Source organism: Microbispora sp. KK1-11, from assembly GCF_006874435.1.
GTDB classification, from domain to species: Bacteria; Actinomycetota; Actinomycetes; order Streptosporangiales; family Streptosporangiaceae; genus Microbispora; species Microbispora catharanthi.
On the sequence record NZ_VIRJ01000050.1, the window covers coordinates 1 to 26,011 of the forward strand.

At 70.7% G+C, this 26,011-nt stretch carries 24 protein-coding genes; 8 read left to right on the top strand and 16 right to left on the bottom strand.

Annotated elements, in window-relative coordinates; all coding sequences use genetic code 11:
- A partial coding sequence (locus tag FLW16_RS40585) for a response regulator transcription factor (RefSeq protein ID WP_142566309.1) occupies positions 1-242 on the top strand: 242 nt, incomplete at its 5' end.
- 76 nt (positions 243-318) lie between these two features.
- A complete protein-coding gene (locus FLW16_RS40590) occupies positions 319-726 on the top strand; it encodes a pyridoxamine 5'-phosphate oxidase family protein (RefSeq protein WP_142566310.1) in 408 nt (135 codons plus the stop codon).
- Positions 727-778: 52 nt separating this feature from the next.
- On the opposite strand, the gene cydB is transcribed toward FLW16_RS40590, so the two are convergent.
- Positions 779-1,753 (bottom strand): cytochrome d ubiquinol oxidase subunit II, encoded by a 975-nt coding sequence (gene cydB, locus FLW16_RS40595; protein ID WP_142566311.1) that lies wholly within the window; start codon positions 1,751-1,753, stop codon positions 779-781.
- A gap of 11 nt (positions 1,754-1,764) precedes the next feature.
- Positions 1,765-3,153: a cytochrome ubiquinol oxidase subunit I gene (locus FLW16_RS40600; protein ID WP_142566312.1), complete on the bottom strand. Its 1,389-nt coding sequence runs from the start codon at positions 3,151-3,153 to the stop codon at positions 1,765-1,767.
- Between the two features lie 118 nt (positions 3,154-3,271).
- On the opposite strand from FLW16_RS40600, the gene FLW16_RS40605 reads away from it, so the two are divergent.
- Positions 3,272-3,922: a uridine kinase gene (locus tag FLW16_RS40605; RefSeq protein ID WP_142566313.1), complete on the top strand. Its 651-nt coding sequence runs from the start codon at positions 3,272-3,274 to the stop codon at positions 3,920-3,922.
- On the opposite strand, the gene FLW16_RS40610 is transcribed toward FLW16_RS40605, so the two are convergent.
- Genes FLW16_RS40610 through FLW16_RS40620 form a run of 3 tightly spaced genes read right to left on the bottom strand, consistent with a single transcriptional unit; the run spans position 3,919 to position 7,215 of the window.
- A complete protein-coding gene (locus FLW16_RS40610) occupies positions 3,919-5,346 on the bottom strand; it encodes an NAD(P)/FAD-dependent oxidoreductase (protein WP_221891543.1) in 1,428 nt (475 codons plus the stop codon). The two genes, FLW16_RS40605 and FLW16_RS40610, sit on opposite strands and share 4 nt — an antisense overlap.
- 13 nt (positions 5,347-5,359) lie before the next feature.
- Positions 5,360-6,058, bottom strand: a complete 699-nt coding sequence (locus tag FLW16_RS40615) for a response regulator transcription factor (protein WP_142566314.1) — start codon at positions 6,056-6,058, stop codon at positions 5,360-5,362.
- Positions 6,055-7,215: a sensor histidine kinase gene (locus tag FLW16_RS40620; protein WP_142566315.1), complete on the bottom strand. Its 1,161-nt coding sequence runs from the start codon at positions 7,213-7,215 to the stop codon at positions 6,055-6,057. The genes FLW16_RS40615 and FLW16_RS40620 overlap by 4 nt, the downstream gene beginning before the upstream one ends.
- A gap of 131 nt (positions 7,216-7,346) precedes the next feature.
- Between FLW16_RS40620 and FLW16_RS40625 the strand changes: the two genes are divergently transcribed.
- Complete coding sequence (locus FLW16_RS40625; protein ID WP_142566316.1) at positions 7,347-8,243, top strand: ABC transporter ATP-binding protein; 897 nt, start codon at positions 7,347-7,349, stop codon at positions 8,241-8,243.
- Positions 8,240-9,022: an ABC transporter permease gene (locus tag FLW16_RS40630; RefSeq protein WP_142566317.1), complete on the top strand. Its 783-nt coding sequence runs from the start codon at positions 8,240-8,242 to the stop codon at positions 9,020-9,022. Before FLW16_RS40625 ends, FLW16_RS40630 begins: the two co-directional genes overlap by 4 nt.
- A gap of 4 nt (positions 9,023-9,026) precedes the next feature.
- Here the strand turns inward: FLW16_RS40630 and FLW16_RS40635 are convergent, their stop codons facing one another.
- Positions 9,027-10,016, bottom strand: coding sequence for a hypothetical protein (locus FLW16_RS40635; RefSeq protein WP_142566318.1), 990 nt, complete (start codon positions 10,014-10,016; stop codon positions 9,027-9,029).
- A 236-nt stretch (positions 10,017-10,252) separates the two neighbouring features.
- Between FLW16_RS40635 and FLW16_RS40640 the strand changes: the two genes are divergently transcribed.
- Positions 10,253-10,969 (top strand): maleylpyruvate isomerase family mycothiol-dependent enzyme, encoded by a 717-nt coding sequence (locus tag FLW16_RS40640; protein WP_142566319.1) that lies wholly within the window; start codon positions 10,253-10,255, stop codon positions 10,967-10,969.
- Between the two features lie 572 nt (positions 10,970-11,541).
- On the opposite strand, the gene FLW16_RS40645 is transcribed toward FLW16_RS40640, so the two are convergent.
- The 9 genes from FLW16_RS40645 to FLW16_RS40685 all read right to left on the bottom strand — a co-directional run bounded on the left by FLW16_RS40645 (position 11,542) and on the right by FLW16_RS40685 (position 22,605).
- Positions 11,542-12,327, bottom strand: a complete 786-nt coding sequence (locus FLW16_RS40645; RefSeq protein ID WP_142566320.1) for a CPBP family intramembrane glutamic endopeptidase — start codon at positions 12,325-12,327, stop codon at positions 11,542-11,544.
- Positions 12,328-12,366: 39 nt separating this feature from the next.
- Entirely contained in the window at positions 12,367-13,425 is a 1,059-nt protein-coding gene (locus tag FLW16_RS40650) for a polysaccharide deacetylase family protein (protein WP_142566321.1), read from the bottom strand.
- A gap of 97 nt (positions 13,426-13,522) precedes the next feature.
- Positions 13,523-14,641 carry a mannose-6-phosphate isomerase, class I gene (gene manA / locus FLW16_RS40655; protein WP_142566322.1) on the bottom strand — a complete coding sequence of 373 codons (1,119 nt, stop codon included), beginning with the start codon at positions 14,639-14,641 and terminating at the stop codon, positions 13,523-13,525.
- Between the two features lie 38 nt (positions 14,642-14,679).
- Positions 14,680-17,103: a glycosyl hydrolase 2 galactose-binding domain-containing protein gene (locus tag FLW16_RS40660; RefSeq protein WP_142566323.1), complete on the bottom strand. Its 2,424-nt coding sequence runs from the start codon at positions 17,101-17,103 to the stop codon at positions 14,680-14,682.
- Positions 17,100-18,029 (bottom strand): ABC transporter ATP-binding protein, encoded by a 930-nt coding sequence (locus FLW16_RS40665; protein ID WP_142566324.1) that lies wholly within the window; start codon positions 18,027-18,029, stop codon positions 17,100-17,102. The genes FLW16_RS40660 and FLW16_RS40665 overlap by 4 nt, the downstream gene beginning before the upstream one ends.
- Positions 18,030-18,974: an ABC transporter ATP-binding protein gene (locus FLW16_RS40670; protein ID WP_142566325.1), complete on the bottom strand. Its 945-nt coding sequence runs from the start codon at positions 18,972-18,974 to the stop codon at positions 18,030-18,032.
- Position 18,975: 1 nt separating this feature from the next.
- A complete protein-coding gene (locus FLW16_RS40675; protein WP_142566326.1) occupies positions 18,976-19,836 on the bottom strand; it encodes an ABC transporter permease in 861 nt (286 codons plus the stop codon).
- The gene (locus FLW16_RS40680; RefSeq protein ID WP_142566327.1) at positions 19,833-20,825 is read right to left on the bottom strand and encodes an ABC transporter permease; all 993 of its coding nucleotides are present in this window, start codon (positions 20,823-20,825) and stop codon (positions 19,833-19,835) included. The genes FLW16_RS40675 and FLW16_RS40680 overlap by 4 nt, the downstream gene beginning before the upstream one ends.
- 64 nt (positions 20,826-20,889) lie before the next feature.
- The gene (locus FLW16_RS40685) at positions 20,890-22,605 is read right to left on the bottom strand and encodes an ABC transporter substrate-binding protein (protein WP_260616144.1); all 1,716 of its coding nucleotides are present in this window, start codon (positions 22,603-22,605) and stop codon (positions 20,890-20,892) included.
- 277 nt (positions 22,606-22,882) lie between these two features.
- Here FLW16_RS40685 and FLW16_RS40690 point away from each other — a divergent pair, with 277 nt between their 5' ends.
- Complete coding sequence (locus FLW16_RS40690; RefSeq protein ID WP_142566329.1) at positions 22,883-23,896, top strand: LacI family DNA-binding transcriptional regulator; 1,014 nt, start codon at positions 22,883-22,885, stop codon at positions 23,894-23,896.
- A gap of 4 nt (positions 23,897-23,900) precedes the next feature.
- On the opposite strand, the gene FLW16_RS40695 is transcribed toward FLW16_RS40690, so the two are convergent.
- On the bottom strand, positions 23,901-24,401 hold the full coding sequence (locus FLW16_RS40695; RefSeq protein ID WP_142566330.1) for a hypothetical protein: 501 nt from the start codon (positions 24,399-24,401) through the stop codon (positions 23,901-23,903).
- A 287-nt stretch (positions 24,402-24,688) separates the two neighbouring features.
- On the opposite strand from FLW16_RS40695, the gene FLW16_RS40700 reads away from it, so the two are divergent.
- A complete protein-coding gene (locus tag FLW16_RS40700) occupies positions 24,689-26,005 on the top strand; it encodes an LCP family protein (protein WP_142566331.1) in 1,317 nt (438 codons plus the stop codon).
- Positions 26,006-26,011: the final 6 nt, after the last annotated feature.

A 26,011-nucleotide genomic window follows, 5' to 3' on the forward strand; every position in this document is an offset into this window, starting at 1 on the left:
TGCACCGGCTGCGCGACCAGGCCACGAAGAAGGACCCGCTGGCCGCGCTGTCGGACCAGGAGCGGCAGATCCTCGAACTGATCGGCGAGGGCCTGACCAACCGCCAGATCGGCGAGCGGATGTTCCTTGCCGAGAAGACGGTCAAGAACTACGTGTCCAACCTGCTGAGCAAGCTCGACATGCAGCGCCGCACCCAGGCCGCCGCGCTCGCCGCCCGCCTCAAGGCCGCGCAGGAGAGCTGAGCCGGGGCCGATCGACGTCGACGACGGGACCTTCGTCCCTAACCCGCCAGGCGGTCGATCCCTCAGGCTTGCAGACATGAAGCTCGACTCGGCCGGCCTGGAGATCCTCAGCGGAGGGGAATGCCTGGACCTGCTGGCCTCCGCCCCCATCGGCAGGATCGTCTTCACCGATCGTGCCCTCCCCGCCGTCCAGCCGGTCAACTTCTGCCTGCTCGACGGGAACATCGTCATCCGCACCGCCCCCGGTTCGAAGCTCGTCGCCGCGGCGCGCAACACCGTCGTGGCCTTCGAGGCCGACGACTTCGACGCGACGTTCCGCACGGGCTGGTCGGTGACCGCGGTCGGGCACGCCCGCGCGGTCTCGGAACCGGAGGAGATCGCCCGCCTGTCGGCACTGCCGCTCACGCCGTGGGTGCCCGGAGCCCGCGACCACTTCATCGTGATGGCCCCCGAGCAGATCTCCGGCCGCCGGCTCAACCGATAGCACGCGCGAAAAACGCCCGCCTCGTTCCCCGAGGCGGGCGTTCTCGCGTACGTCAGCGGGTGACCGTCAGACGGCGGCGAAACACCCAGTAGGTCCACGCCTGGTAGGCGAGGACCACCGGAGTGAAGATCGCCGCGACCCAGGTCATCACGCCCAGCGTGTACGGCGTGGACGCCGCGTTGTGGACGGTCAGGCTGTTGGCGGGGTCGAGCGCGGGCATGACGTCCGGCCACAGACCGCCGAAGAGCGTGACGGTGACCGCGACGATGGCGGCCGCGTTGGCCGCGAAGGCCCAGCCGTCCCGGCCGCGCAGCGTCGCGACGAGCGCGCCGGCGATCCCGGCGGCGGCGACCGCCACGCTCGCCCAAGTGCCCGCGGTGCCGGTCATGAGCTGCGTGACCAGCAGGAACGCCCCACCCAGGGCGAGAGCGGCCAGACCGGTCCACCGGGCGGCCGTCCTGGCCCGCTCCCTCAGCTCGCCGGTGGTCTTGAGTGCGGTGAACACGGCGCCGTGCAGGGTGAACAGCGCCAGCGTGGCCGCGCCGCCGAGCAGCGCGTACGGGTTGAGCAGGTCGAGCAGGCCGCCGGTGTACTCGTGCCGGGCGTCCAGCGGGACCCCGCGCACGATGTTGGCGAAGGCCACGCCCCACAGGAAGGCCGGGCCGAGCGAGCCCCAGAAGAACGCGCGGTCCCAGCCCCGGGTGCTGTCGCTCTTCGAGCGATACTCCAGGGCGACCCCGCGCACGATCAGGGCCAGCAGGACCAGGAACAGCGGCAGGTAGAAGCCGCTGAACAGGGTGGCGTACCACTCGGGGAAGGCGGCGAACGTGGCGCCGCCCGCGACCAGCAGCCAGACCTCGTTGCCGTCCCAGACCGGGCCGATGGCGCGCACGAGCGTGCCGCGCTCCGCCTCGTCGCGGCCGAGGAACGGCAGCAGGACGCCGACGCCGAAGTCGAACCCCTCCAGCACGAAGTAGCCCGTCCACAGGACGGCGATGAGCAGGAACCAGACGGTGGTGAGCTCCATGGATGCGTCCTTCAGTACGACAGGGCCGGGAGGGCGGGCTCGTCCTGGTGGACCGCGTCCTCGGGCTCGGGCCCCTTGCGGATGAACTTCAGCAGCAGGCGGACCTCTATGACCGCGAGCACGGCGTAGACCAGCGTGAAGCCGACCAGGGTGGTGGCGACCTCGCCGACGTCGGAGCCGGGCGAGACGGCCGCGGCGGTCCGCATGACGCCGAACACGGTCCACGGCTGGCGGCCCATCTCGGTGAAGATCCACCCAAGTGTGTTGGCCAGGAACGGCAGCCCGATGCCGAGCACGCCGATCCGGTAGAACCAGGGGTTGCCGGGCAGCCTGCGGCGGCGGGTCAGCCAGAGCCCGGCCAGCGCCAGCAGCCCGGCCAGCGCGCCGAAGCCGATCATCAGGCGGAACGACCAGTACGCGAGGCCGACGACGGGCCGGTAGTCGCCGGGGCCGTACGTCTTCTCGTACCTCGCCTGGATGTCGTTGATGCCCTCGACCTTCCCGTCCAGGGTGTTGGTGGACAGCAGGCTCAGGCCGTACGGGATCTGGATGTTGAGGTGGTTGCGGCCGTTCTCCACGTCGCCGACCGCGAAGATCGAGAAGCCCGCGGAGGACTCGTCCTCCCACAGGGCCTCGGCGGCGGCCATCTTCATCGGCTGCTGCTTCGTCATGATCTGCGCCTGCCAGTGGCCGGTCAGCATCACCCCGGCCGACGCGACCAGTGTGACCACCAGGGCGGCGCGGGCCGACGCGCGGAACAGGTCCACCTCGCGCCTGCGCGCGAGTTGCCAGGCGCTCACGCCGATGACGAACGCGCCTGCCGTCACGAACGCGCCGAAGATGACGTGGGGGAACGCCGCGAGCGTGGTCGAGTTGGTCAGCACCGCCCAGATGTCGGTCAGTTCGGCGCGCCCGGTGACCGGGTTGAGCCGGTAGCCGACCGGGTGCTGCATCCAGGAGTTGGCGGCGAGGATGAAGTACGCCGAGATGTTCGTGCCGATCGCGGCCAGCCAGATGGTCGCGAGGTGGACCTTCGGCGGCAACCTGTCCCAGCCGAATATCCACAGGCCCAGGAAGGTGGACTCCAGGAAGAAGGCCATCAGTCCTTCCATGGCGAGCGGCGCGCCGAACACGTCGCCGACGAACCGCGAGTAGGCGCTCCAGTTCATCCCGAACTGGAACTCCTGGACGATGCCGGTGACCACGCCCATCGCGAAGTTGATCAGGAACAGGCGGCCCCAGAACTTCGTCATCCGCAGGTACGCCGCGTTGCCCGTACGGTGCCAGGCCGTTTGGAATCCGGCCACGAGAACCGACAGGCCGATCGTGAGCGGCACGAACAGGAAGTGGTAGACGGTCGTGATGCCGAACTGCCACCGGGACAGATCCAGGACGTCCATGGGGGCTCCACACGCTGATGAGGGACGTCTGAAGCCTGGCCCAGCCCGGATCACGGCCCCAGGGCTACCTGACCCGCCTCGGGGGGACCTTGGTCACTCCGTGGGAAATGATGGGAACGTGCGTGCCCGTCCCGTCTCCCCGTCCCTGCTCGTGGAGGAACTCGCCGACCTGATCGCCGACCGGCCGCGGGACGCGTGGGTGCGCGTCGCCGTGGACGGCGCCCCCGCCGCCGAACCGGGACGGGTGGCCGACGACCTGGTGGAGCCGCTGCGCCTGCGCGGCCGGGAGGTCCTGCGGGTGCCCGCGGCCGGGTTCCTGCGCCCGGCCTCGCTCCGGCTGGAGTTCGGCCGCACCGACCCCGACGTGTTCTACGACGAGTGGCTGGACGTGGGCGGCCTCACCCGCGAGGTGCTCGAGCCGCTGGAGGCGGGCCGTACGGGCCGGCGTACGGGCAGGCGTATGGGCAGGGTGCTGCCCTCTCTGTGGGACAGCGAGCGCGACCGGGCCACCCGCGCGGACTACGTGACGCTGAAGCCGGGCGGGGTGGTGCTGCTCGACGGCGCGCTGCTGCTCGGGCGTGGCCTGCCGTTCGACGTGACCGTCCACCTGTCCATGTCGGCCGCCGCGCTGGCCCGCCGTACGCCGCCCGAGGAGCGGTGGACGCTGCCCGCCTACGAGCGGTACGAGCGCGAGATCGGCCCGGCGCGGGCCGCCGACGTGGTCGTCCGCGTCGAGGACCCGCGCCACCCCGCTGTGGTCAGCCTCTAGAGCCCGTACGCCTCCAGCAGGCGCAGCCACACCTCGCTGACGGTCGGGTACGCCGGGACGGCGTGCCACAGGTCGTCCAGGGGCACCTCGGCGGTGACCGCGATCGTCGCGGCGTGCAGCAGCTGGGCCGCCCCCGGGGCCACGAAGGTCACGCCGAGCAGCACCCGGCGGCGCTCGTCGACCACCGCCTTGGCCTTGCCCCGGTAGCCGTCGCCGAGGAGGTAGCCACCCGCCACCTGCTCCATGTCGTACTCCACGACCCGCACGTCGAAGCCCTCGGCGCGGGCCTGCGCCTCCGTGCGGCCCACCGCGCACACCTGCGGATCGGTGAAGACCACCTGCGGCGCCCCGGCCCGGTCCGCGCGGTCGCGCATGCCGGGCCGGTCGTCCGCCTCGCCCCGGGCCCGGGCGACGATCACGTCGGCGGCCACCCGCGCCTGGTATTTGCCCATGTGCGTGAGGAGCGCGAGGCCGTTGACGTCCCCCACCGCGTAGAGCCAGCCGTCCGCCACGCCGGTGGCCCGCATGCTCTCGTCCACCGTGATCGGACCGGACTCCGGCAGCCCGACCGTGGTCAGGCCGAGGTCGCCGACAGCGGACCGGCGACCGGCGGCGACCAGGATCTCGTCGGCCGTGACCGTCCCTCCGCTCGCGAGCCGCACCGTGATCTCGCCGCCCGGCTCAGGCCGCTCGACCTTCTCCGCGCTCTCGTGCGTGCGGATGTCGACCCCCTGGTCGGTCAGCGACCGCGCGACCATCTCCCCGGCGAAGGGCTCCATCCTCGTCAGCAGCTCGCCGCCCCGGACGAGCATCGTGACCTCCCGGGTCCCGAGCCCGCGCATGGCCTGCGCCATCTCGCACGCGACCACGCCACCGCCGATCACGACGAGCCGCTCCGGTACGGCACGCACCCCGGTCGCCTCACGGTTCGTCCACGGCTCGGCCGCGGCGAGACCGGCCACGGGCGGGATCACCGGGCGGCTCCCGGTGGCCACCATGACGGCGTGGTTCGCGACGAGCGTGCGGGTGCCGCCGTCGGCCGTCGCGACCTCGACCCGCCGGGGGCCGGCGAGCCGTCCCGTGCCGCGCACGAGCGTCACGCCCGCAGAGTCGAGCCACCGGGCCTGTCCCGCGTCGTCGTAGTGCGAGACCACGGCGTCGCGCCGGGCCAGCACCGCGGCGGCGTCGATCGGGCCGCCCCCGGCTGACTCGGCCAGCCGCAGCCCCGTGACCCGGCCCACCTCTCCCGCGAGGTCCACCGGCCGCAGGAGCGCCTTGCTCGGCATGCAGGCCCAGTAGGAGCACTCCCCTCCCGCCAGCTCGCTCTCCACGATGACGGTGCTCAGGCCGGCCGCCGCCACCCGTCCCGCGGCGACCTCGCCCGTCGGACCTGCGCCAATCACGATCACATCGAAGACTTCCACGGGCTCCACCCTGTCACGGGTGCGTCCGTGACGTGGAGACGAGCCCCCCTTCGTAGGCGGCGATGACCAGCTGGGCCCGGTCGCGCGCGCCGAGTTTGGCGAGCAGGTGACCGATGTGGGTCTTCACGGTGGCCGTGCTCACATGCAGGGCCGCGGCGATCTCCAGGTTGGACAGGCCGCGCGCGACGAGCGTGAGCACCTCCCGCTCGCGGGCGGTGAGACCGTCGAGCAGGGGGCCGGGCCGAGGCCGGTCCTCGGCGGTCCGGGCGAGCTGTGTTGAATGGGCAAACTGGGCTATCAGCCGCCGCGTCACGCTCGGCGCCAGCAGCCCCTCGCCCGCGGCGATGACGCGGATCGCCGTCAACAGGTCGGCGGGCGGGGTGTTCTTCAGCAGGAACCCGCTCGCCCCGGCCCGCAGCCCCGCGTAGACGTACTCGTCGAGGTCGAACGTCGTGAGGATCAGCACCTTCACGCCACATGCCTCGCCGCAGATGCGGCGGGTCGCCTCGATGCCGTCCATGCCGGGCATCCGCACGTCCATCAGCACGACGTCGGGACGCTCGGCGCGGGCCAGTTCGACGGCCCGCGCCCCGGTGCCCGCCTCGCCGACCGCGACCAGCCCCGGCGTGCTGTCGACCAGCAGGCGCAGGCTGCCGCGCAGCAGTTCCTGGTCGTCGGCGAGCAGCACCCGGATCGGCTCGGCCTCGTTCACGTCCCCTCCCGTTCCAGCGGCAGGCGGGCGAGCACACGGAACCCGCCGCCGGGCAGCGGACCGGCCGTGAAGACCCCGCCGTGCGCCGTGACGCGCTCGCGCATGCCGATCACACCATGCCCGGGCGGACCGGGGGGCAGGACCCGGCGTCCCGGCCCGTCGTCGGTCACCTCGATCCGCACCTGTTCTCCCTCGTCGCGCACAGAAACCCGGCAGGCCGCCGGGGCCGCGTGCCTGACCACGTTGGTGACGGCCTCCTGGACGATCCGGTGGACCGCCAGCTCCAGCGCCGGGGGCAGGCCGTCCGTCACCCGCACGTCCAGGTCCACGCGTACGCCCGCCGCTGCCGCGCGCTCGGCGATGTCCGGCAGCGCCGCGAGGCCCGGCGCCGGAGACAGCGCCGGAGACAGCGTGGCGGGGGCCATACGCAGCACACCGAGCATGTGCCGCATCTCGGTCAGCGCCTGCCGGCTCGTGGTCTCGATGACCCGCAGCGCCTCCAGCGCCTCCTCGGGCCGCCGGTCCGCCACGTGCGCGGCGACCCCGGCCTTGACCCCGATGAGGCTGAGCGTGTGGGAGACCACGTCGTGCATCTCCCTGGCGATGCGCAGCCGCTCCTCGGTCACGGCGCGCTCGGCGGCCTGCTCGGCCCGGCGCGCGGCGTACGCACGGCGCTCCCGCACCGCCCGGCCGATCGTCCAGGCGCCGCCCAACGCGAGCGAGCCGAGCACGACGGTCTCCACGATCCGCCTGACCTCCGGCTCGGCCGCCACGCCGCCGAACGCCGCCAGCAGCAGCGCCCCGACGGTCAGCGCGCCGATCGCCGCCGTCGGCTCCCACCGGCGCCGCCGCGTCGTGAGCGCGACCGCATAGAGCGCGTACGCCGCGGCGGCCAGCGGTTCCCGCGCGACGCCGAGCGCCATGGCCGCCGCGGACGCGACCGCGACGACGCAGAAGACCGGCAGCGGCCACCGCCGCCTGACCGCGAGCGGCAGCGTCATCGCGGCGATCAGACCCCAGGCCGCCGGGTGCTGCGCGTCTCGGGAGTTGACGACCAGCACGAACGCGTAACCCAGCGCGGCCAGCAGGTCGAGCGCGACCAGCTCGCGGGGGCGCAGCGGCCGGGGGAACAACGGCCGAACGTCCGGATCGTCCACGCGCCCACGCTAGCCATACGCGCGTACGGCCGCCTCCCTCCCCGGTCTGTCATGCCACGGTCTGAGGCGCGTCCGGCAGATCACACTTCGCTCCGACGCGGGGAACAGGCGGGCCGCGAGACCGTCGGAACATGATCGAAGTCAGAGCGCTGACCAAGCGCTTCGGACGCACGGTGGCCGTGGACGGGCTGACGTTCCACGTGAAACCAGGCCGCGTGACCGGGTTCCTCGGTCCGAACGGCGCGGGCAAGTCCACGACCATGCGGATGATCCTGGGCCTGGACCACCCGGCGAGCGGCGAGGCGCTGGTGAACGGCCGCCGCTACGACCGCATCCGCCACCCCATGCGGGAGGTGGGCGCGCTCCTTGACGCCGGCGCCGTCCAGGGCGGCCGTACGCCTCTCGGCCACCTGAGCTGGATGGCCCGCGCCAGCCGGATCGGCCGCGACCGGGTCGTGTCGGTCATCGAGCAGGTGGGCCTGGCCGGCGTCGCCCGCAAGCGGATCGAGGGCTTCTCACTCGGCATGCGCCAGCGCCTCGGGATCGCCGCCGCGCTTCTCGGCGATCCCGGGGTGCTGCTGCTCGACGAGCCGGTCAACGGCCTCGATCCGGACGGCGTGCGCTGGATCCGCGAGCTGCTGCGCGGCCTCGCCGCCGAGGGACGCACGGTGCTCCTGTCGAGCCACCTGATGAGCGAGATGGAGCTCACCGCCGACCACCTCGTCATCATCGGCCGCGGGCGGCTCATCGCGGACACCCCGATGCGGGAGCTGACCGCCGTACGGGACGTCCTCGTCCGCAGCACCCGCGCGGGTGACCTCGCCACCGCGCTGTCGGCCGCGGGCGGGACGGTCACCGCCGAGGACGGCGGGGGCCTGTCGGTGCGCGGCCTCGATCCGGAGGAGATCGGCGACCTCGCCGCCCGGCACGCGATCCCGCTCCACGAGGTCACTCCACGTGGCGCCTCGCTGGAGGAGACGTACATGCGGCTCACGGCTGAGCTCACGGGTGGGGGTGCGGACCGGTGATCGACGCCCTCGCCGCCGAATGGCTCAAGCTCCGCACCCTCCGGTCCACCTCCGTCGTCCTCGGCGTGGTCGGCGTCGTCGTCGCTCTCATGGCCCTGCTGGCGTGGTACGCCGTCCACCTGTGGGAGGGCCTGCCGCCCGATCAGCGCGACCGTCTCGAGGTGTCGTCGCTGCCCGAGCTCGCCAACTGGCTCGCCTCGCTGTGCCTGGCCGTGCTGGGCGTCCTCGCCTTCTCGGGCGAGTACGGCACCGGCATGATCCGCACCACGTTCACCGTGCTGCCGTCACGCGGGCGGGTGCTCGCCGCCAAGGCGGGCGTCGTCGCGGTCGTCGCCTTCTGCACGGGGCTCGCGGCCGTGCTCGCGACGTACGCGGCCGGGCGGCTCATCATCGGCGATCGGCCCATCCGGGGGCAGTCGGCCGAGGCGCTGAGCCGGCAGATGCCGCTCTTCCTCGCGTTGAGCCTGTCCGTCGCGATGTTCGCGCTGCTCGGCCTGTGCCTCGCCGCGATCACGCGGTCGGCCGTCGCCGCCGTCGCCGCACTCGTGGCGGTCTGGTATGTGCTCCCGATCATCGTCAACAACATCCCGGCACCCTGGAACGAGCGCATCGGCTCGATCCTGCCGGGCGCCCTGGCGGGCCAGCTGGCCGGCACAGGCAACCCCCAGTCGCTCGGCGGCGCGCTCCTGTCGCCGCTCGCCGCGCTCGCGGTGACGGCCGCCTGGGTGGCGGTGCCGTACGCGGTGGCCGCCGTCCTGCTGGCCCGCAAGGACGCCTGACGGCTCAGCTCGCGCTCAGCGGCACGCAGGCCCCGGTGGTCGCGGTGGGCGCGGTGGCCGGCTTCACGGCCGTGCTCGCACCCGCGTCCGCCGCGAGGGACACCTTGGCCGTGAGCGAGAGGGTCAGGGGCAGGGTGAGACCGGGCGTACAGGCGGGAGCGCACGTCGCGGGCGCGGGCTTCACCACCGGCTTCACGACCGGCTTCACTACGGGCTTCACCACCGGCTTCACTACGGGCGCGGGCACCGGAGCCGGAGCGGGCTTGACGACCGGCGCGGGCACCGGCTTCTCCACGGGCTTCACCACCGGCGCGGGCACCGGAGCCGGAGCGGGCTTGACGACCGGCTTGACGACCGGCTTCACGACGGGCTTCACGACGGGCTTCACGACCGGCGCCGGATCGGGCTTCGACACGGCGGGCGTGGGCGTGACGACGACGGGCCGCTTGCCGGGATCGACGTGCGGCCGGGGCGCCGGGCCGTCCTGCTTGCCGTCCTTCTTCTCGTCCTTCTTCACGTCGACGGAAGCGTCCACGTCGCGCTTTTCCACCTGCGGGGAGACCGTCGTCTTGCTGTTCTCCTCCTGGCCTTCGCGGTTGATCTCGACCGTCTCGGGCGTGTCCAGCAACGCGGCCATCTGATCCTGGTTGGCGTACTGCTGGGCGACGGTGCTGCCGTTCTGCCAGTTGTAGGGCAGCGCGACCGCATCCGTCGTCTCCTTCTGGAACGGCGTGAGGACCAGCGTGAGGTCACGCAGCAGGTGCTGCTGCTGGCGCTGCTGCTCCCGCAACCGCTGATTGTGCCGGTGCCCGTTCTTCTGGCGGTTGCCCTGGCCCCGGGAGTGCGGATGACCGAACCGGACGAGGCCGTGCTGTGCGGACATCGTGGCGGCCCCCGCCGGAGCCGCGACGAGAGGAACACTCGCGATCACGGCGCCACCGGCGAGTACGGCGCCGATCGCGAGGATTCCGGCGACGCTCGTGTTGTTTGCCATTTCGTTTTCCCCCTAGAACATCCACAGCACAACCACCGTGCTTACCGATCTCGGGGTTTCCGCGCAGATCACCGGACAAACGAGCTAAGACCCGGTCTTTCCCTTCCCCTGCGCATTGTTGAGGCCACCGCAGGTTTAAATGTCCGTCTTATGAGAGAAATGTCCTGACACCGCCTGATGTCGTCCGCCGTACCGTCGCGAAGTGAGGGTGAGGCGGGTCAGGGTACGGCTCAGGCATGACTTCTGCACGGGACGAACTGGCGGGGCTCGACCCCTTCGACATCTTCGACACCGAGGCGGCGAGGCTGGACCGCTTCTTCTCCTCCCTGGACGAGGACGGCTGGAACCGCCCCTCCCGATGCGACGGCTGGACCGTGCGCGACGTGCTCGCACACCTGGCCGGCGAGGAGTTGTACAACCACGCGTGCCTGGACGACGACGTCGACGGGTTCTACGAGCTGCTCGAACACGAAGGCGTGCGCGGCGGCTTCGACGGCTTCAACGAGTGGTGCGTGCGCAAGCGGCACGGCCTGCCGGTGGAGCAGGTGCTCGACGAGTGGCGGACCAGGAACGGGGAGACGCGAAGGCGGATGCGCGCCCTCGGCCGCGACGGCACGCTCCACACGTCGGCCGGCCCCTACCCGGCCGGTCTCCAGACCTTCCACTACGACTCGGAGTACGCCACGCACGCCGACGACGTCGGGGCTCCCGTGACGCCCGACGAGGCCGGCGACCGCCTCGGCTGGCGGGTCCGGGTCGCCATGTTCGTGCTGGAGGAGCAGGGGTCCAAGGCACGGATCGAACAGGCCTGCGGCCGGTTGCAGGTGCAGGTGGACGACGGCCTGACCGCCGACCTCTCCCCCGAGGAGTTCGTCGACGCGACGGTCGGCCGTCTGCCCGCCGGGCATCCTCTCGACGCCCGCGTCAGGGGCGCGCTGCGCTGCCTCGCCTGAGCCGCGCACCGGAGACACAGCTCCGCCACGAAGACAACACGCCGGGTGCCCCTGCGGGCACCCGGCGTGCGGGACATAACGGATCGGATCGTGCCCTCGGCACCGGTGGTAATAAGGCGCTCGTCTCCCGCCTCGGCGGGACCGCCGCCCACGACCCGGTGTTCCCGGGAGCGGGCCGTACGGGCAGGGCCGCACGCACGGGCGCGGCTCTCGAAGTGACGGCAGCCGCGGTGACGGGCGCGGCGGAGCGCTGACGTGCTGTGCCTCCCACTGAACCTCCCGCTGGGCCTCCCACTGGGCACCGGTACGGCAGGCTGACCGGACGTTCACGGCCGGGCGGCCGGGTGGGACCTCCGGGCCGGCGGTCGGCGGCGGCGCGACGGCGCGCCGGATATGGAATGCGTATCGATAAACGCCTCATGCGAATTCCCCGAATGAAAATGCGGCCAGGACAGGCCGGTTTTGCCCGGGGGGATCCAGACGTGCGGCGGCCCGTCAACGATGCACCGGGATCGGGCCCAAATCAATCAGGCGCGCCGCAGAGAACGCATTCCGCCCGATTAGACAGGAGATCAGGGCAGCCAGGAGACGCGGCCGCGCAGCAGGCCGTACCCGACGAAGGCGACCACATCGATCAGCGTGTGCGCGGTGATCAGCGGCATGGTCCGGCCCCAGCGCTGGTAGAGCCGGCCGAAGACCACGCCCATCGCGATGTTGCCGACGAAGCCGCCGAAGCCCTGGTAGAGGTGGTAGGACCCGCGCAGGACGGCCGACGCCCCGACCGCGCGCCACGGCGACCAGCCGAGCTGCCCCAGCCGGTGCAGCAGATAACCGGCGACCAGCACCTCCTCCAGCACACCGTTCTGAGCGGCCTCGGCGACCAGGACCGGGATCCGCCACCAGGTGTCCGGCAGGCTGTCGGGCACGACGTTCAGGTTGATCCCGGAGCGGAAGGCGAACAGATAGAACACCAGACCGGTGCCGCCGATCGCCGCCGCCAGCACGGCGCCGCGCAGCGTGTCGCGGCCGGGCTCACGCCAGTCGGCCCCGATCGTGCGCATGGACTCGCCCGATCGGGCCAGCAGGTAGGCGACGAGCCCCACCGGCGCCACGTTCACCGCGATCCCCGCCAGATGCAGTGTGAGATCCAGCCACGGGCGGCCCGGGGCCAGCGAGCCGACGAGCACGGCGTGCTGGTCGCCCAGGTCCTTCGGCGCGGTCAGTGCGCCGATGAGGCGGATGAGCGACAGCAGGGCACTGGCACCGAGCGAGACCGCGAAGACCGCGATGATCTCCGGGCCGATCAGCCGCGGTGTGAGCCCGCGCAGGGCGGTCGCGTCGGCGGTGGCGTCGTCCATGCTGGCAGGGTAGCCGCCCCCGCACGGTCATCCGTCCCGTCAGTACGGCAACGCACGGGACGTGAACGACGGTGCGACGAAGGCCGCCTTGAACTTCGGGAAGGCGACCGTGTTGGGGTTGCCGTCCGAGGTGTAGCGGTCGGTGGGGTTCGCCTTGAGCCAGTCGAGCCACGCCATCGAGCAGAACTTCTTGCAGTCGCCGACCTTGTTCTCCTTCGACCTGATCCGCGGGATGCCGACCGGGTCGAAGTCCTTGGTGAACGGCGACGGCGCGGGGGTGTACCCGGCCAGGAACACGCCCTTGTAGTCGTAGCGCACCCCGCCGGACGCCCCCTGCAGCGCCCACTTCTTCTCGTGCGGCTGGTTGCCGTACGGCAGGGCGAGCGTGACCGGCGGCGTCTTGACCAGCGAGGTGATCAGCGTCTGCCCTGCCGCGATCTGCTTCTCCACCTCGTCCTTCGGCTTGCCGAGCAGGTTGAGGTGGTCGCGGGTGTGGTTGCCGATGTCGAAGTTGTGGTCCTTGAGCCACTGCAGGACCTGGATCTGCTCCTCCTGGCGGGCCTTGCCGAACAGGTCCTTGATCACATACATGGTCGCCACCGGCCGGAAGCCCGGATGCTTCTTCGCGACGTCCAGCAGGATGCCGATCGCGCAGTCCGGCACCGGGTTGCCCATGCCGTCGAGCGTGAGCTGGGCGGGCGAGGAGTCGTCGAAGGTCAGCACCACCGGGTGCTTGCCCGCCGGAATGTCGATCTTCCCGGTGACGTACTCGGCCGCGGTGACCGGCACGTAGTCCTCCGCCGCGAGCCGTTCCAGCTCGTCGCGGAAGTCCTTCGGGCTGCGGTCGTCGCCCGGCGGCGGGTTCTTGACGATCCGGTGATACATGATCACCGGGACCTGCCCCAGCTCGTTGGCCTTCACCTGAGCGGCGGCGGCCGTCTCGGACTTGCGCAGCGCCGCCCCGGCCGCCGCGTTCTTCTGCTGGTGACCGGCCGGGCTCGCGTGCGTGATGTGCTTGCCTCCGCCGGCGGCGCAGGCGGAGAGCGTAACCACCCCCAACGACGCCGCGGCGATGCCGGCAACCCTGAAGCGCCCCATGGATCCCCCTCATCGGGCCGCGCTTGACGATGAGGGGCTCCTACCCGCGGGACGTGTTCACATCACGTGGCGTAGGACAAACATCACGCTAAGTGAGTCACAGATGGGGCTCGGCGACGAAGGCGGCGCCGTCACCGCCGATCTCGACGGAGCCCTCCGACGCGGCGGCGAACACCGAGTCACCGGGCCGCAGCTTGACCTCCGAGCCGGCCGTGCGCACGTTCACGACGCCTTCGGTGCACAGCACGATCCTCGGCAGGCCGCCCGGGAGCGTCTCGTTCACGCCGGGCGCGATCCTGCGGAGCAGGAACTCCGGGACCGGCGGCACGTACGCACCGCCGACCGGCTCCACCGCCACGGGCTGCGCCGCGGCGTCGGTGATCCGCAGCAGTTCCTCCACGTCGATGTGCTTGCCGGTCAGGCCCGCCCGCAGCACGTTGTCGGAGCAGGCCATGATTTCCACCGCGAAGCCGTCGAGGTAGCAGTGCAGCACCCCGGCCCCGAGGAACAGCGCCTCGCCGGGGGCCAGCGTGTGACGGCGCATCAGCAGCGGCGCCAGCACGGCCGGGTCCTCCGGATAACGCCGGGCCAGCCGCACCACGAGCGCGTAGTCGGGCGTGTGGCAGGCGGAGGCCGCCCACACCACCGACTCGACCAGCTCCCGCCGAGACGTGCCCCCCGATTGGGGCCACTCGAGCAGCACCCGCAGCGCGCCGAGCACGTCGCCGTCGCGCAGCGCCTCGACCACCGGCCGCAGCACGCCGACGTGCAGCCGCTCGACCAGCATCGCCGACTGCTCGGGCGGCCGGAACCCGGCCAGCCCGGTGAACGGCGTGAGCGCGCAGACCAGCTCCGGCTTGTGCCAGGGGTCGGTGTAGTTCGCGTCCCCCCGGGCGTGGCCGTCGGCGGCCTGCCCGGCGTCGGGGTGGACCTGCAGCGACAGCGGCGCGTCCACCGCGATCAGCTTCATCAGGTAGGGCAGCCGCTCCCCGAACCGCCCGGAGACCGCCTCCCCGAGGGTCCCCACCGGGTCGGCCGCGACCGCGTCGGCGAGCGTGGTCTCCGCGCCATCCCTGGTCAGCCGGGAGGACGCGGCCGGGTGGGCGCCCAGCCACATCTCGGCCTCAGGGCCCGCGGCGGGCCGCCCGGTCAGCTCCGCGATGGCCGTCCGGGAACCCCAGGGGTAGTCCTTGATGACATTGGTGAGCAGATCCACAGGCGTCCTTCGGGGCGTCAGGCGGGGGCGATCCGAGACTAACGGGGTTCGTTGACGCATCGGAGCACGGGGTGACGGACGAGCGCGCCGGGATCCACATCACCGCCCGTGACGTGGAAGACCGCGGTCTCCCCCGGCAGCAGCGTGACGAGCTGGTCGTCCACGGTCGCGCGCGGGTCGAGCCGGTCGGGGAAGATCGCCAGCTCTCGCACGATCGTCCGCGCGGTCACCCGCACCCGCAGCCCGTCCTCGATCTCCTCGACCACCGTGTCCATCTCCGCCGGCGGGTAGTCCATGGCCGGGTCCTCGCCGGGGAACCGCAGCGCGCGTACGTCGCCGAGGGTGGCCACCAGCACCTCGCCCGCCGGGTTACCGGCCCGCGCCACCCCCTCGGGCAGCTCCACGGACACCGTGCCGCGCGCCGGGACCGACACGTCGAAGCGCTCCTTGGCCAGGATCTCCCCCGCCAGGCTGAGCCGGTCGACGGCGAGCTCTCCCGACCACGGCTCGTCGGTGTCGTTGACGACCGCCACCGCGTCGCCCTGGTCGCCCTGGTCGCCCTGGTCGCCCTGGAAGGTCAGCAACCGGTCGGCGTACACCCGGCGCAGCGCGTACCACAGCGGCTTGCGCCGCCCGCCGCCGTCCACCGCGGCCCACGAGGTGACCGGCCAGCAGTCGTTGAGCTGCCACACGATCGTGCCCATGCAGTGGGGCGCGAGCGCCCGGAACCGCTCGATGCCGAAGGCCATCGCCCTGGCCTGGTTGAGCTGGGTGTAGTAGTGCCAGTCGTCGAATCCGTCCGGCTGGGGCAGGTGCGCGCCGAGGCCGCGCAGCAGCTTGAGGTTGCCGTCGATCGCCTTCTGGTGGTGGCTCACTCCCGGGGAGGCCGGCGTCAGCGGGTCGTCGGAGACCGCGGCGCGCAGCGTCGCGTACGTCGGCGGGCCCTGGAAGCCGAACTCGGCCACGAACCTCGGCGTGTAGGTCGCGTAGTGGGTGTAGTCCTGGTGGTTCCAGACCGTCCAGATGTGGACCGTGCCCTTGGACGGGTCGTTCGGCGGCAGGTCGGGGGCCCCGGAGTAGGGGCTGCCCGGCCAGTACGGCCGGGTCGGGTCGAGCTCGGCGACGACCCGGGGCAGCAGGTCGTAGTAGAAGCCGCCGCCCCAGCTGCGGCCCTCCAGCGAGTCCTGCCAGCCCCAGTCGGCGTGGCCCTCGATGTTCTCGTTGTTGCCGCACCACAGCACGAGGCTGGCGTGGCGGGCCAGGCGGGCGACGTGCTCGCGTGCCTCGGCCTCGACCTCCGCCGTGAAGCGGCCCTCCTCCGGGTAGGCCGCGCAGGCGAACGGGAAGTCCTGCCAGACGAGCAGGCCCATCTCGTCGGCGAGGTCGTAGAAGTCGTCGCTCTCGTACATGCCGCCGCCCCACACCCGCAGGCAGTTGGCGCCCGCGGCGGCCGCCTGGGCGAACCGCTCGGCCAGCCGTTCCCGGGTGATCCGGTTGGGGAAGCAGTCGTCGGGGATCCAGTTGAAGCCCTTGACGAAGACCGGCTTCCCGTTGATCACAAAGGTGAACGCGTCGCCGGAGCGGTCGAGCTCGACGGATCTGAACCCGATCCGCCCGGTCCACTCCTGGTCTTCAAGGCGCACGGTCAGGTCGTACAGCGGCTGCTCGCCGTACCCACGCGGCCACCACAGGTCGGGGTCGGGCACGGTCAGCGTGACGACGGCCCGGCGCTGCCCGGCCGCGACGGTCACCGTCTCGGTCACGCCCCCCACCGTGGCCGTGAGCGTGAGCGGCCGCTCGGTGGCCCGCTCGACCGCCACGTGCACCTCGACGGTGCCGTCCGCCGAGGCGAAGGGCCGCACCTCGGCGATCCTGGCGGTGCTCCAGGTCTCGATGCCGATGGGCCGCCAGATCCCGGCGGTGACCACCGTCGGTCCCCAGTCCCAGCCGAAGTTGCAGGCCATCTTCCTGATGAACTGGTACGGCTCGGTGTACGCGCCGGGGCGGTCGCCGAGGGCCGCCTTCTGCGCCTCCGCGTACCCGTACGGCGGGTCGAACAGGATCTTGAGCGTGTTCTCGCCGGCGCGCAGCAGGTGCCGCACCGAAAACCGGTAAGACCGGTGCATGTTGGCCGTCGTGCCGATCTCGATGCCGTTGAGCACGAGCGTGGCGGCCGTGTCGAGCCCCTCGCACACCAGGTCGGCGCGCTCGTCGTCGGTCCCGTCCTGCGCGAACTCCCACGTGAAGACGGTCTCGTACGACCACGCCGTGCGCCCGATCCAGGTCAGCCGGTCCTCGTTGTCGTCCAGATAGGGGTCCTCGATCAGCCCGGCGGCGAGGAGGTCGGTGTGGACGCAACCGGGAACGGCCGCGGGCAGGCCCGCGACCACCGGCCGGAGCTGCCCGGTCGACGACACGGCGGTGACGGTCCACCCGTCGTGCAGGGGACGGTGAGAGCTCACGCTTTCTCCTTAATCTTCGATGCCCCGCAGCCGGAGCAGGCCACGAAGTGGTCGCCTTCCACCTCGGCCAGCCCGGGACGGGTCCGGCTCTCCTGCGGCGCCTCGTGGTACGCGCACGGCACGTCCTCGACCACGTCCTCGACCCCGGCATCCGTCCACTTGGCGTGCAGCCGGGGGACCGAGGCCAGCAGCGAGCGGGTGTAGGGATGCGCCGGGTCGCCGAAGACGAGGTCCGTCCGGCCCATCTCCACGATCTTCCCGTGCCGCAGCACCACGGTCCGGTCGCTGACGTAGTTGCCGAGCGACAGGTCGTGCGTGACGAACAGGATGCCGAGGCCGCGCGCCCGCAGGTCGGCGAGCAGGTTGAGCACGTCGATGCGGGTGGACGCGTCGAGCATGCTGATGATCTCGTCGGCGACCAGCAGCCGGATGTCGAGGAGCACGGCTCTGGCGATCAGCATGCGCTGGAGCTGGCCGCCGCTGAGCTGGTGGGGATACTTGCCGAGCACGTTGCCGGGGTCGAGCCGCACGCTCTCCAGCGCGCCCTCCACACGCTTGCGCCACTCGTCCGCGCCGGCCTGGGGGAAGTACTGCTCCTTGATCATCGTGAAGACGCGGTCGGCCCGGAAGACGGGGTTGTAGCAGCTGAAGGGGTCCTGGAAGACGCCCTGCACCTGCCGGTAGTACTCCTTGCGGTCCTTGATCGAGGTGATGTCCCTGCCGTCCAGGGTGATCGTCCCGCCGCTGATCGAGGTGAGGCGCAGGATCATCCGGCCGAGCGTGCTCTTGCCGCTGCCGCTCTCGCCGATGAGCGAGACCACCTCCCCCTCGCCGACCTCGAAACCGACGTCGGAGACGGCCTTCAGCTCCCGCCCGCCGAACGCGCCGACACGGTAGATCTTGGACACACCGTCCAGCTTGAGCATCTATTCGGCCTTCCAGCAGGCGACGAAGTGGCCGGGGGCCACCTCGGCGAACGGCGGCTGCTCGGCGCACTGGTCGAACGCGAGCGGGCAGCGGTCCCTGAACCGGCATCCCCCGGGCGGCTTGAGCAGGGACGGCGGATTGCCGGGGATCCCCGCCAGCCGGCGGTCCTCGTAGCGCACCCCCACCTCGGGCAGCGCGGAGATGAGCTGCTTGGTGTACGGATGCCTCGGGGCGGTGACGAGCACCTCGGCCGGGGCCTTCTCGGCCAGCCGCCCGGCGTACATCACCATGATCGTGTCGGCGATCTGGTAGACGAGCGAGATGTCGTGGGTGACCACCATCATGCTCGTGACCAGACCGCGGTCGCGGAACCCGAGCAGCGTCGTGGCCACGGCCTTCTGGCTGGACACGTCGAGCGCGGAGGTGACCTCGTCGGCGATCAGCAGCGAGGGGTTCAGCAGCGTGGAGACGACCATGACCACCCGCTGCTTCATGCCGCCGGACAGCTCGATCGGGTAGCGGTCGAGCACGTCCTTCGACAGGCCGACCAGCTCGAGCCGCCGCTCCAGCTCGGCCCTCTCCAGCCGCTCGCCGCGCGAGTCCAAGAGCTCGCCGACCATCTTGCCGATCTTCCTGGTCGGGTTGAGCGCGCTCATCGAGTACTGCGGGATGAGCGACACCTCGCGGAAGCGGAACCGGTCCATCCCGGTGTCGTCCGACAGGGGCATCGTCTTCCCGTCCAGCTCCACCGTGCCGCCGACGTGCCGCATGCGGCCGTCCAGGCGGATCAGGCTCTTGGCGAGCGTGGACTTGCCCGAGCCGGACTCCCCGGCCAGGCCCATGATCTCGCCGTCCGCGACGGAGAACGTGACGCCGTCGAGCGCCTTCACCTCGCCGCGCAGCGTCCGGTAGTAGACCCGGAGGTCGGTGACATTCAGCGCCACGTCACATCTCCCTCAGCTTCGGGTTGAACACCTCGTCCAGCCCGACGTTCATGACGTAGAGCGCGCCGACGATCGCCGTGATGCCGGCGCCCGGAGGAATGAACCACCACCACAGGCCGAGCTGGAGCGCGCTCCACCGCGCGGCGTTGTTGAGCATCAGGCCGAGGGAGACCCCCTGGGTGGGTCCGAGGCCGATGAAGTCGAGCGAGGCGGCGATCAGGATCGCGCTGCCGAACAGCAGGATGAACGTCAGGAACAGGTACGAGCTCATGTTCGGCGCGATCTCCCGAAGGATGATCTTCGGGGTGCGCACGCCGCTCAGCCGGGCGAGGTCGACGAAGTCGCGCGAGCGCAGCGAGAACGTCTGCGCCCTGATCGCCCGCGCCGCCCACGGCCACGAGGTCAGCCCGATGAACAGCGCCTGCACGCCGATGCTGCGCACGCCCAGGTAGGCGTTGATGATCAGCAGCACCACCAGCGCGGGCAGCACGAGCACGATGTTGGTGAGCATGGTGAGCAGTTCGTCGACCCACCCGCCGCGGTAGCCCGCGACGAACCCCACGACCATGCCGACGACCGCCGCCAGCACGCCGCCGAGCACGCCCACGAGGAACGTCGAACGCAGGCCGTACACGAACTGGGCGAAGACGTCCTGGCCGAACGTCGTGGTGCCGAACCAGAACTCCCCTGACGGCGGCGCCATGGACGGCCCGACGTAGTCGTTCGGCCCGTGGTCGAACAGCAGCGGCCCGGCCAGCCCGGCCACGAGGAACGCGGCGACGATGACCGTGCCGACGACCAGCTTGCGGTTGCGCAGCGCGAAGTGCAGCGCCTCACGCCGCGCGGTGGGCACGGCCGTCATGCCGCTCCTCCCATCCCGGTCCTGGTGCGCGGGTCGACCAGGACGTACGCGATGTCGATGACGAAATTGGCGATCAGCACGCCGATGACGATGAACAGGAAGGTGCCCTGCAGCAGGAAGAAGTCCTGGTTCTGGATGGCCTGGAGGATCAGGTGCCCCAGCCCGGGATAGCTGAAGACGATTTCGGTGACCAGCGCGCCGGCCACGAGCACGCCGAGTTGCAGAGCCAGGCCGGTCACCTGGGGCAGGATCGCGTTCCTGAAGGCGTAGCGCCGCACCAGCCGCATGGGCGCGCCGAGCGCCCGCAGGTAGTTGACGTAGTCCGCCTCCAGCTCATAGATGATCATGTTGCGCATGCCGATGGCCCAGCCGCCGAACGCGACCAGGAACAGCGAGGCGAACGGGAGGAACCAGTGCTGGGCGAGGCTGCCGAGGAAAGCCCACGACAGGGACGGCTGCAGGTCGAAGCCGTAGGCCCCGGCGACCGGGAAGACGCCCGCGACGATGCCGAGCGCCCACGCCAGCAGGATCGCCAGCCACATGTACGGCGTGGCGGTCAGCACGTAGCCGACGGGGAGCACGCTGTTGTCGAGCCACTTGCGCCGCGCGGCGAAGGCGCCGAACCGGTTGCCCGCGAACCAGCTCAGCAGGATGGACGGGATCAGCAGGCCCAGCGTGTACGGGACCGCCCGGATGATCACGTCGGACACCGGCGTCGGGAACAGCCAGATGCTGATGCCGAGGTCGCCCTTCAGCAGCGAGCCCCAGAAGTTGAGGTACTGCTGCCACAGCGGCAGGTCGAAGCCGAACATCGAGGTGTAGTGCGCCCGCATGGCCTCGACGGCCGCCGGCTGTGCGACGTTGGCCCGCGAGAGCATGCTCTGCACGGGGTCGCCCGGCATGAACCGCGGAATCATCCAGTTGATGGTCACGGCCACGAAGAACGTCAGGCCGTAGATGAGAAGTTTTCTGCCGAAATAGCGGCGCAAGATCGACCTCCCGGTCGCGGAACGGCGCCCCCCTGCCGTACGCAGGAAGGGGGGCGCGAAAAGATCAGCCTCCGGAGGCCGGCTGGAGTTCGGTGAGCATGAGCGTGCCGCCCATCTCCAGCCAGTTGCGCCACACCGTCGGCGGGTACTTCGGCGTGTTCGGCGCGCTGCTGGGCCAGTTCTTCCAGACCGAGTTGGTGGTCTGGGACCACAGGCCGTTGTACCAGAGCGGGACGACCGGCATGTCCTCGAGCTGGATCTTCTGCAGCTCCGAGGTGATCTTCTTCATGCCCTCGACGTCCTCGGGCTTGACCTGGTCGAGCTGCTGCGTGAGCTCCCACGCCCGCTTGTTCTCGTACCGGCCGTAGTTCGTCGTGGTCTGCAGCTTCTGCACGGGCAGGCGGAACAGGTAGTCGTAGTACAGCCACGGGGTGTTCGCGAGCTGCTTGTCGTTGTTGAGGACGATGTCGTACTTGCCCTGGTTGCGCGCGTCGACGAGCGCGTTGTAGTCGGGGAAGTCGGCCTCGATGTCGATGCCGGCGGCCTTGGCGCTGGAGCTGATGACCCGGGCCGCCTCCATCCAGTCGGTCCATCCGGCGGGCACGATCAGCTTCAGCGAGATCTTGCCGCCGCTCGGCGACTCCACCAGCCCGTCGCCGTTGCGGTCCTTGTAGCCGGCGTCGGCGAGCAACTGCTTGGCCTTGTCGGGGTTGTAGGAGAAGCCGAGCGTGGAGGTGACGTTCTTGTCGACGTACTTGTCCCACTGCGGCAGCAGGCCGGACGGGTCGGACGCCTTGACCAGGTTGCCGTAGACGCCTTCGACGATCTTCTTGGTGTCGATGGAGTAGGCGACCGCCTTGCGGAACTCCTTGTCGTCCATCGGCTTCTTGGCCGTGTTGAACCACATCCAGGCGGTGTTCGCCGACAGCATGTACGGGGGCTGGTCGTAGTAGGTCTCGATGCCGAAGCTGCCCTTGACCAGGTTGCCGATGCCCGGCAGGAAGTTCACGCTGAGGTCGAGGCCCTTCTGCAGCAGCAGGCCCATCGCGACCTCGTTGCTGGAGTTGACGATGTCGACGATGTACTTGGGCTTGACGTCCTTGCCGAGGGCCTTGGTGGCCCACCAGCCGTCGCGCTTGACCCAGACCATGCGGTCCTGGTCGTGCGACTGGTAGGCGTATGGGCCGGTGCCGACGGGCTTCTCGTTGACCCCGTTCATCACCTCGTCCTCGGACCGCCCCTCCCACAGGTGCTTGGGGACGATGGCCCTGCTGTAGAGGTGGTTGGCCCACTCCTGGTAGTTGGCCGTGGTGAAGGTGAACTTGACCGTGTAGTCGTCGACCTTCTCGGCGCTCTTCATCCAGTCCCACAGCGGGTGGTAGGGGACGGTCTCCATCTTGCCGAGCTCGAAGGTGAAGATCACGTCGTCGGCCGTGAACGGCTTGCCGTCCGACCAGGTGATGCCCTTGCGCAGCTTGAGCGTGTACTCCAGGTCACCGGTCCAGTCGCCGCTCTCGGCCAGCCACGGCGAGAACTTGTCGGTGTTCGGGTCGTACATGAACAGCGTCTCGTAGACCAGGCCCTTGGTCCCGGTCGCGAAGTCCCACTCGCGCAGCGGGTTCCAGTTCGCGGGCGGTCCCCACTGGGTGCCGCTGGTGTAGAGGGTCTCGTTGCGGGGGAACGCCCCGCTGCCGCCCGCGGGGGCGGCAGCGCCGCCTCCCGCACCGCCTGCCGCCGGGCCGGTCGGCGTGGACGAACCCCCGCCCCCCGAGCAGGCCACGCTTAACAGGCCGGCTGCCAGCACCGGTATAAGAAACCGCGTTCGGTTTCGCATGGTGACTCTCCTTCCCCCACGCGACACCGCGCGGGGTCCGCACTCCCTGCCAGGCCCCGATGAACAGCGGTCCGCACCGCTCGCCTCGCCGCGCCGTAGGTGCTGAACCGGATAAGTACCGAGACCGTAAAATCCGGATGTCGCCGGTGTCAATAGGGGAAGATGTAGGCAAAGTAACGGTAGTAAGGTGAGGGTCACTGGACCGGTTCAGTCGAGGGGACACGTGAGAAGACCGACCATCGCGGACATCGCACGCCAGGCGGGGGTCTCCAAGGGCGCGGTCTCGTACGCCCTGAACGGCCAGCCGGGAGTGTCAGAAGCCACCAGGGCCCGCATCCTGGCCATCGCGAACGAGATCGGCTGGCGCCCGAACATCGCGGCCAGAGCGCTCAACGGCGCCCGCGCGCACGCCGTGGGCCTCGCCCTGTGCCGGCCCGCCCGGTTCCTCGGCGTCGAGCCGTTCTTCATGGAGCTGATCAGCGGCATCGAGGCGGAGCTTTCCGCCCGCTCCTACGCGCTGCTGCTCCAGGTGGTCGGCGACCACGAGGCCGAAATGGGCGTCTACCGCCGCTGGTGGGGGGAGGGCCGGGTGGACGGCGCGATCCTCGTCGACCTCCACCTCGACGACCCCCGCGTGCCGCAGGTGGAGGAGATGGGCATGCCCGTCGTCGTCCTCGGGCATCCCTCGGCCGCCGGATCGCTCGTGCCGGTCTGGGCCGACGACAGCGCGGCCGTACGCGAGACGGTGGAGTATCTCGTCGCGCTCGGGCACCGGCGGATCGCCCGCGTCGCCGGACTGCCCCGGCTGTCGCACACGGCGATCCGCGACCGGGCGTTCGGCGACGTCTGCGCGGGCCTCGGGCTGGACGCCTGCCCGATCGTGCACACCGACTACACGGGCGAGGAGGGCGCGCGGGCCACGCGGCGGCTGCTCAGCTCACCCGAGCGGCCCACGGCGATCGTCTTCGACAACGACATCATGGCCGTGGCCGGCCTGTCGGTCGCCCAGGAGATGCGGCTCGACGTGCCGGCCGACCTGTCCGTCGTCGCCTGGGACGACTCCCCGCTCTGCCAGGTCGTCCGCCCGCCGCTGACCGTGCTCACCCGCGACATCCCTGCGTACGGCGCGCACGCGGCGCAGCGGCTGCTCGCGCTGATCGACGACGTGGAGACCCGGCCGCTGGAGGACGAGGCCCCGCGCCTGACCACCCGAGGCAGCACGGCGCCGCCCGCGTAACCGCTCAGACCTGCGTGGGGAGCGCGGACCAGTCGATCACCAGGCGCTGCGGGTCCGCGGGGTCGGTCCACACCTGGACCGACCGGCCCGGCAGGACGGCGCCCATCAGCAGCCGGGGGAGGATCTGCCGGTGCGCGACCACGTACGGCGCACCGGAGGCGGGCTGCACCCGCAGGTCGAAGGCGACGACGAGCTGGTCGTTCACCATCGTGCCCGTGTCCCGCATGCTCGTGACCAGGGCGGGGGCCGGCAGGCCGGTGCCGACGAGGTCCTGGTTGCCGGTGCCCAGGAAGCTCTTCATCTGGCCGAAGACGCCGCCGGACGAGCCGCCGCCGCCGACCAGCCTGCCGGCCAGGATGACGACGTCGCCGACCAGCAGGAACATCCCGACGATGAAGGCGGGCAGCCCCCACGACATCGTGGAGATCGAGCCCATCCCGTAGATCCCGGCGAACAACAGGACGATGCCGGCGCTGGCACCGACGACGAAGACGTTACGCGACATTGTTCACAACCCTTCCGGTTCCTCGTATGTCACAGAGATAGGCCGACGGGCTTGATCAACGCTTACAGGTCGGTTACTGCGTTTGAAAGGTGACGTTCAGGGGAGATCGCTACACTTGGCCCCGTTTGCCGCTACTGGCTCTCGACCTGGTGAGAAACGCCTGGTCCGACCCTCAGGAGCACGACAGTGGGTCACGTCGACGTCCGTCCCGCCCCCCGGCGGAGGAGGACCTCCCGGCGCCGCCGCCCCGGACGCCGCCCAAATGGCGGGCATGGCTATGGGTCACGTTGTCCGGAGCGCTGGGCGTGCTCACCGGCGCCGCCACGTTCGCCGTCGGCGGCTACGTCAAGCTGAGCGGCAACGTGAAGCACGAGGCGGTGACCCAGAAGGATCTCGGGGGCGAGGCACGCCCTCAGAAGATCAGCAAGGCGCTCAACGTGCTGATCGTCGGCTCGGACCAGCGCAACGGCGCCAACGCCAAATACGGCAAGTTCCCCGGCGAGCGCACCGACACGATCATCGTGGCGCACATCTCCCCGAACCGGGACGGCGCGGTGCTCATCAGCTTCCCGCGCGACTCACTCGTCCGCCTCCCCGCCTGCCCGGCCAAGGGCAACCTGCCGGGCCAGCGGCCGCACGTCGGCATGATCAACGAGTCGTTCAACTCCGGCGGCATCGGCTGCACCTGGAAGACGATCGAGGGCCTCACCGACATCCACATCGACCACTTCGTGAAGGTCGACTTCACCGGCTTCAAGGCGATGGTGAACGCGCTGGGCGGCGTGCAGGTCTGCCTGCCGCAGGCCGTCCACGACAAGAAGGCGCTGCTCGACCTGCCCGCGGGCAAGCAGATGCTCAAGGGCGAGCAGGCGCTCGGATACGTCCGCGCCCGCTACTCGCTCGGCGACGGCTCCGACATCGGCCGGATCCAGCGCCAGCAGATGTTCCTCGCCTCGATGGCCAAGAAGGCCATGAGCGGCGAGACGCTGACCAACCCCACGACGCTGTTCGGGTTCCTCGACGCGGTGACCAAGTCGATCACCACCGACCCCGACCTCACGATCGGCGTGATGAAGGACCTCGCGACGAGCGCGCAGGGCCTGACCGCGGGGCAGATCCGCTTCGTCACCACCCCCTGGCGCTACTCGATCACCAACCCCGGGCGGGTCGAGTGGGTGCAGCCGCAGGCCCAGCGGTTGTTCCGGATGGTCGCCGCCGACCAGATCGCCAAGAACGTCAAGAGCGGCGAGCAGAAGATCCCCAAGTCGCAGATCCACATCCTGGTGCGCAACGGCAGCGGGCAACAGGGGCTCGGCACCCAGGTGGCCGCAGAACTGGAGCAGCGCGGCTACCACATCGTCAAGGTCGAGCAGGCGCCCAAGCCGTACGCCAAGACCGCCGTCGCATACTCGGAGAACGGCGAAAGCCGTGCGTCCCGGCTGTTCCGCGAGCTCAAGAAGTCGCGGTCCCGCCTGGTGCGCACGGCCACCACGCAGACCCTCGTGCTGGGGATCGGCGCCGACTGGCAGGGGATGAAGCCCCCCAGGACGCTCGACGACGTGGAGGGCTTCGACGCCACCCAGGACAGCTGCACGGCCTCCTAGGAGAAG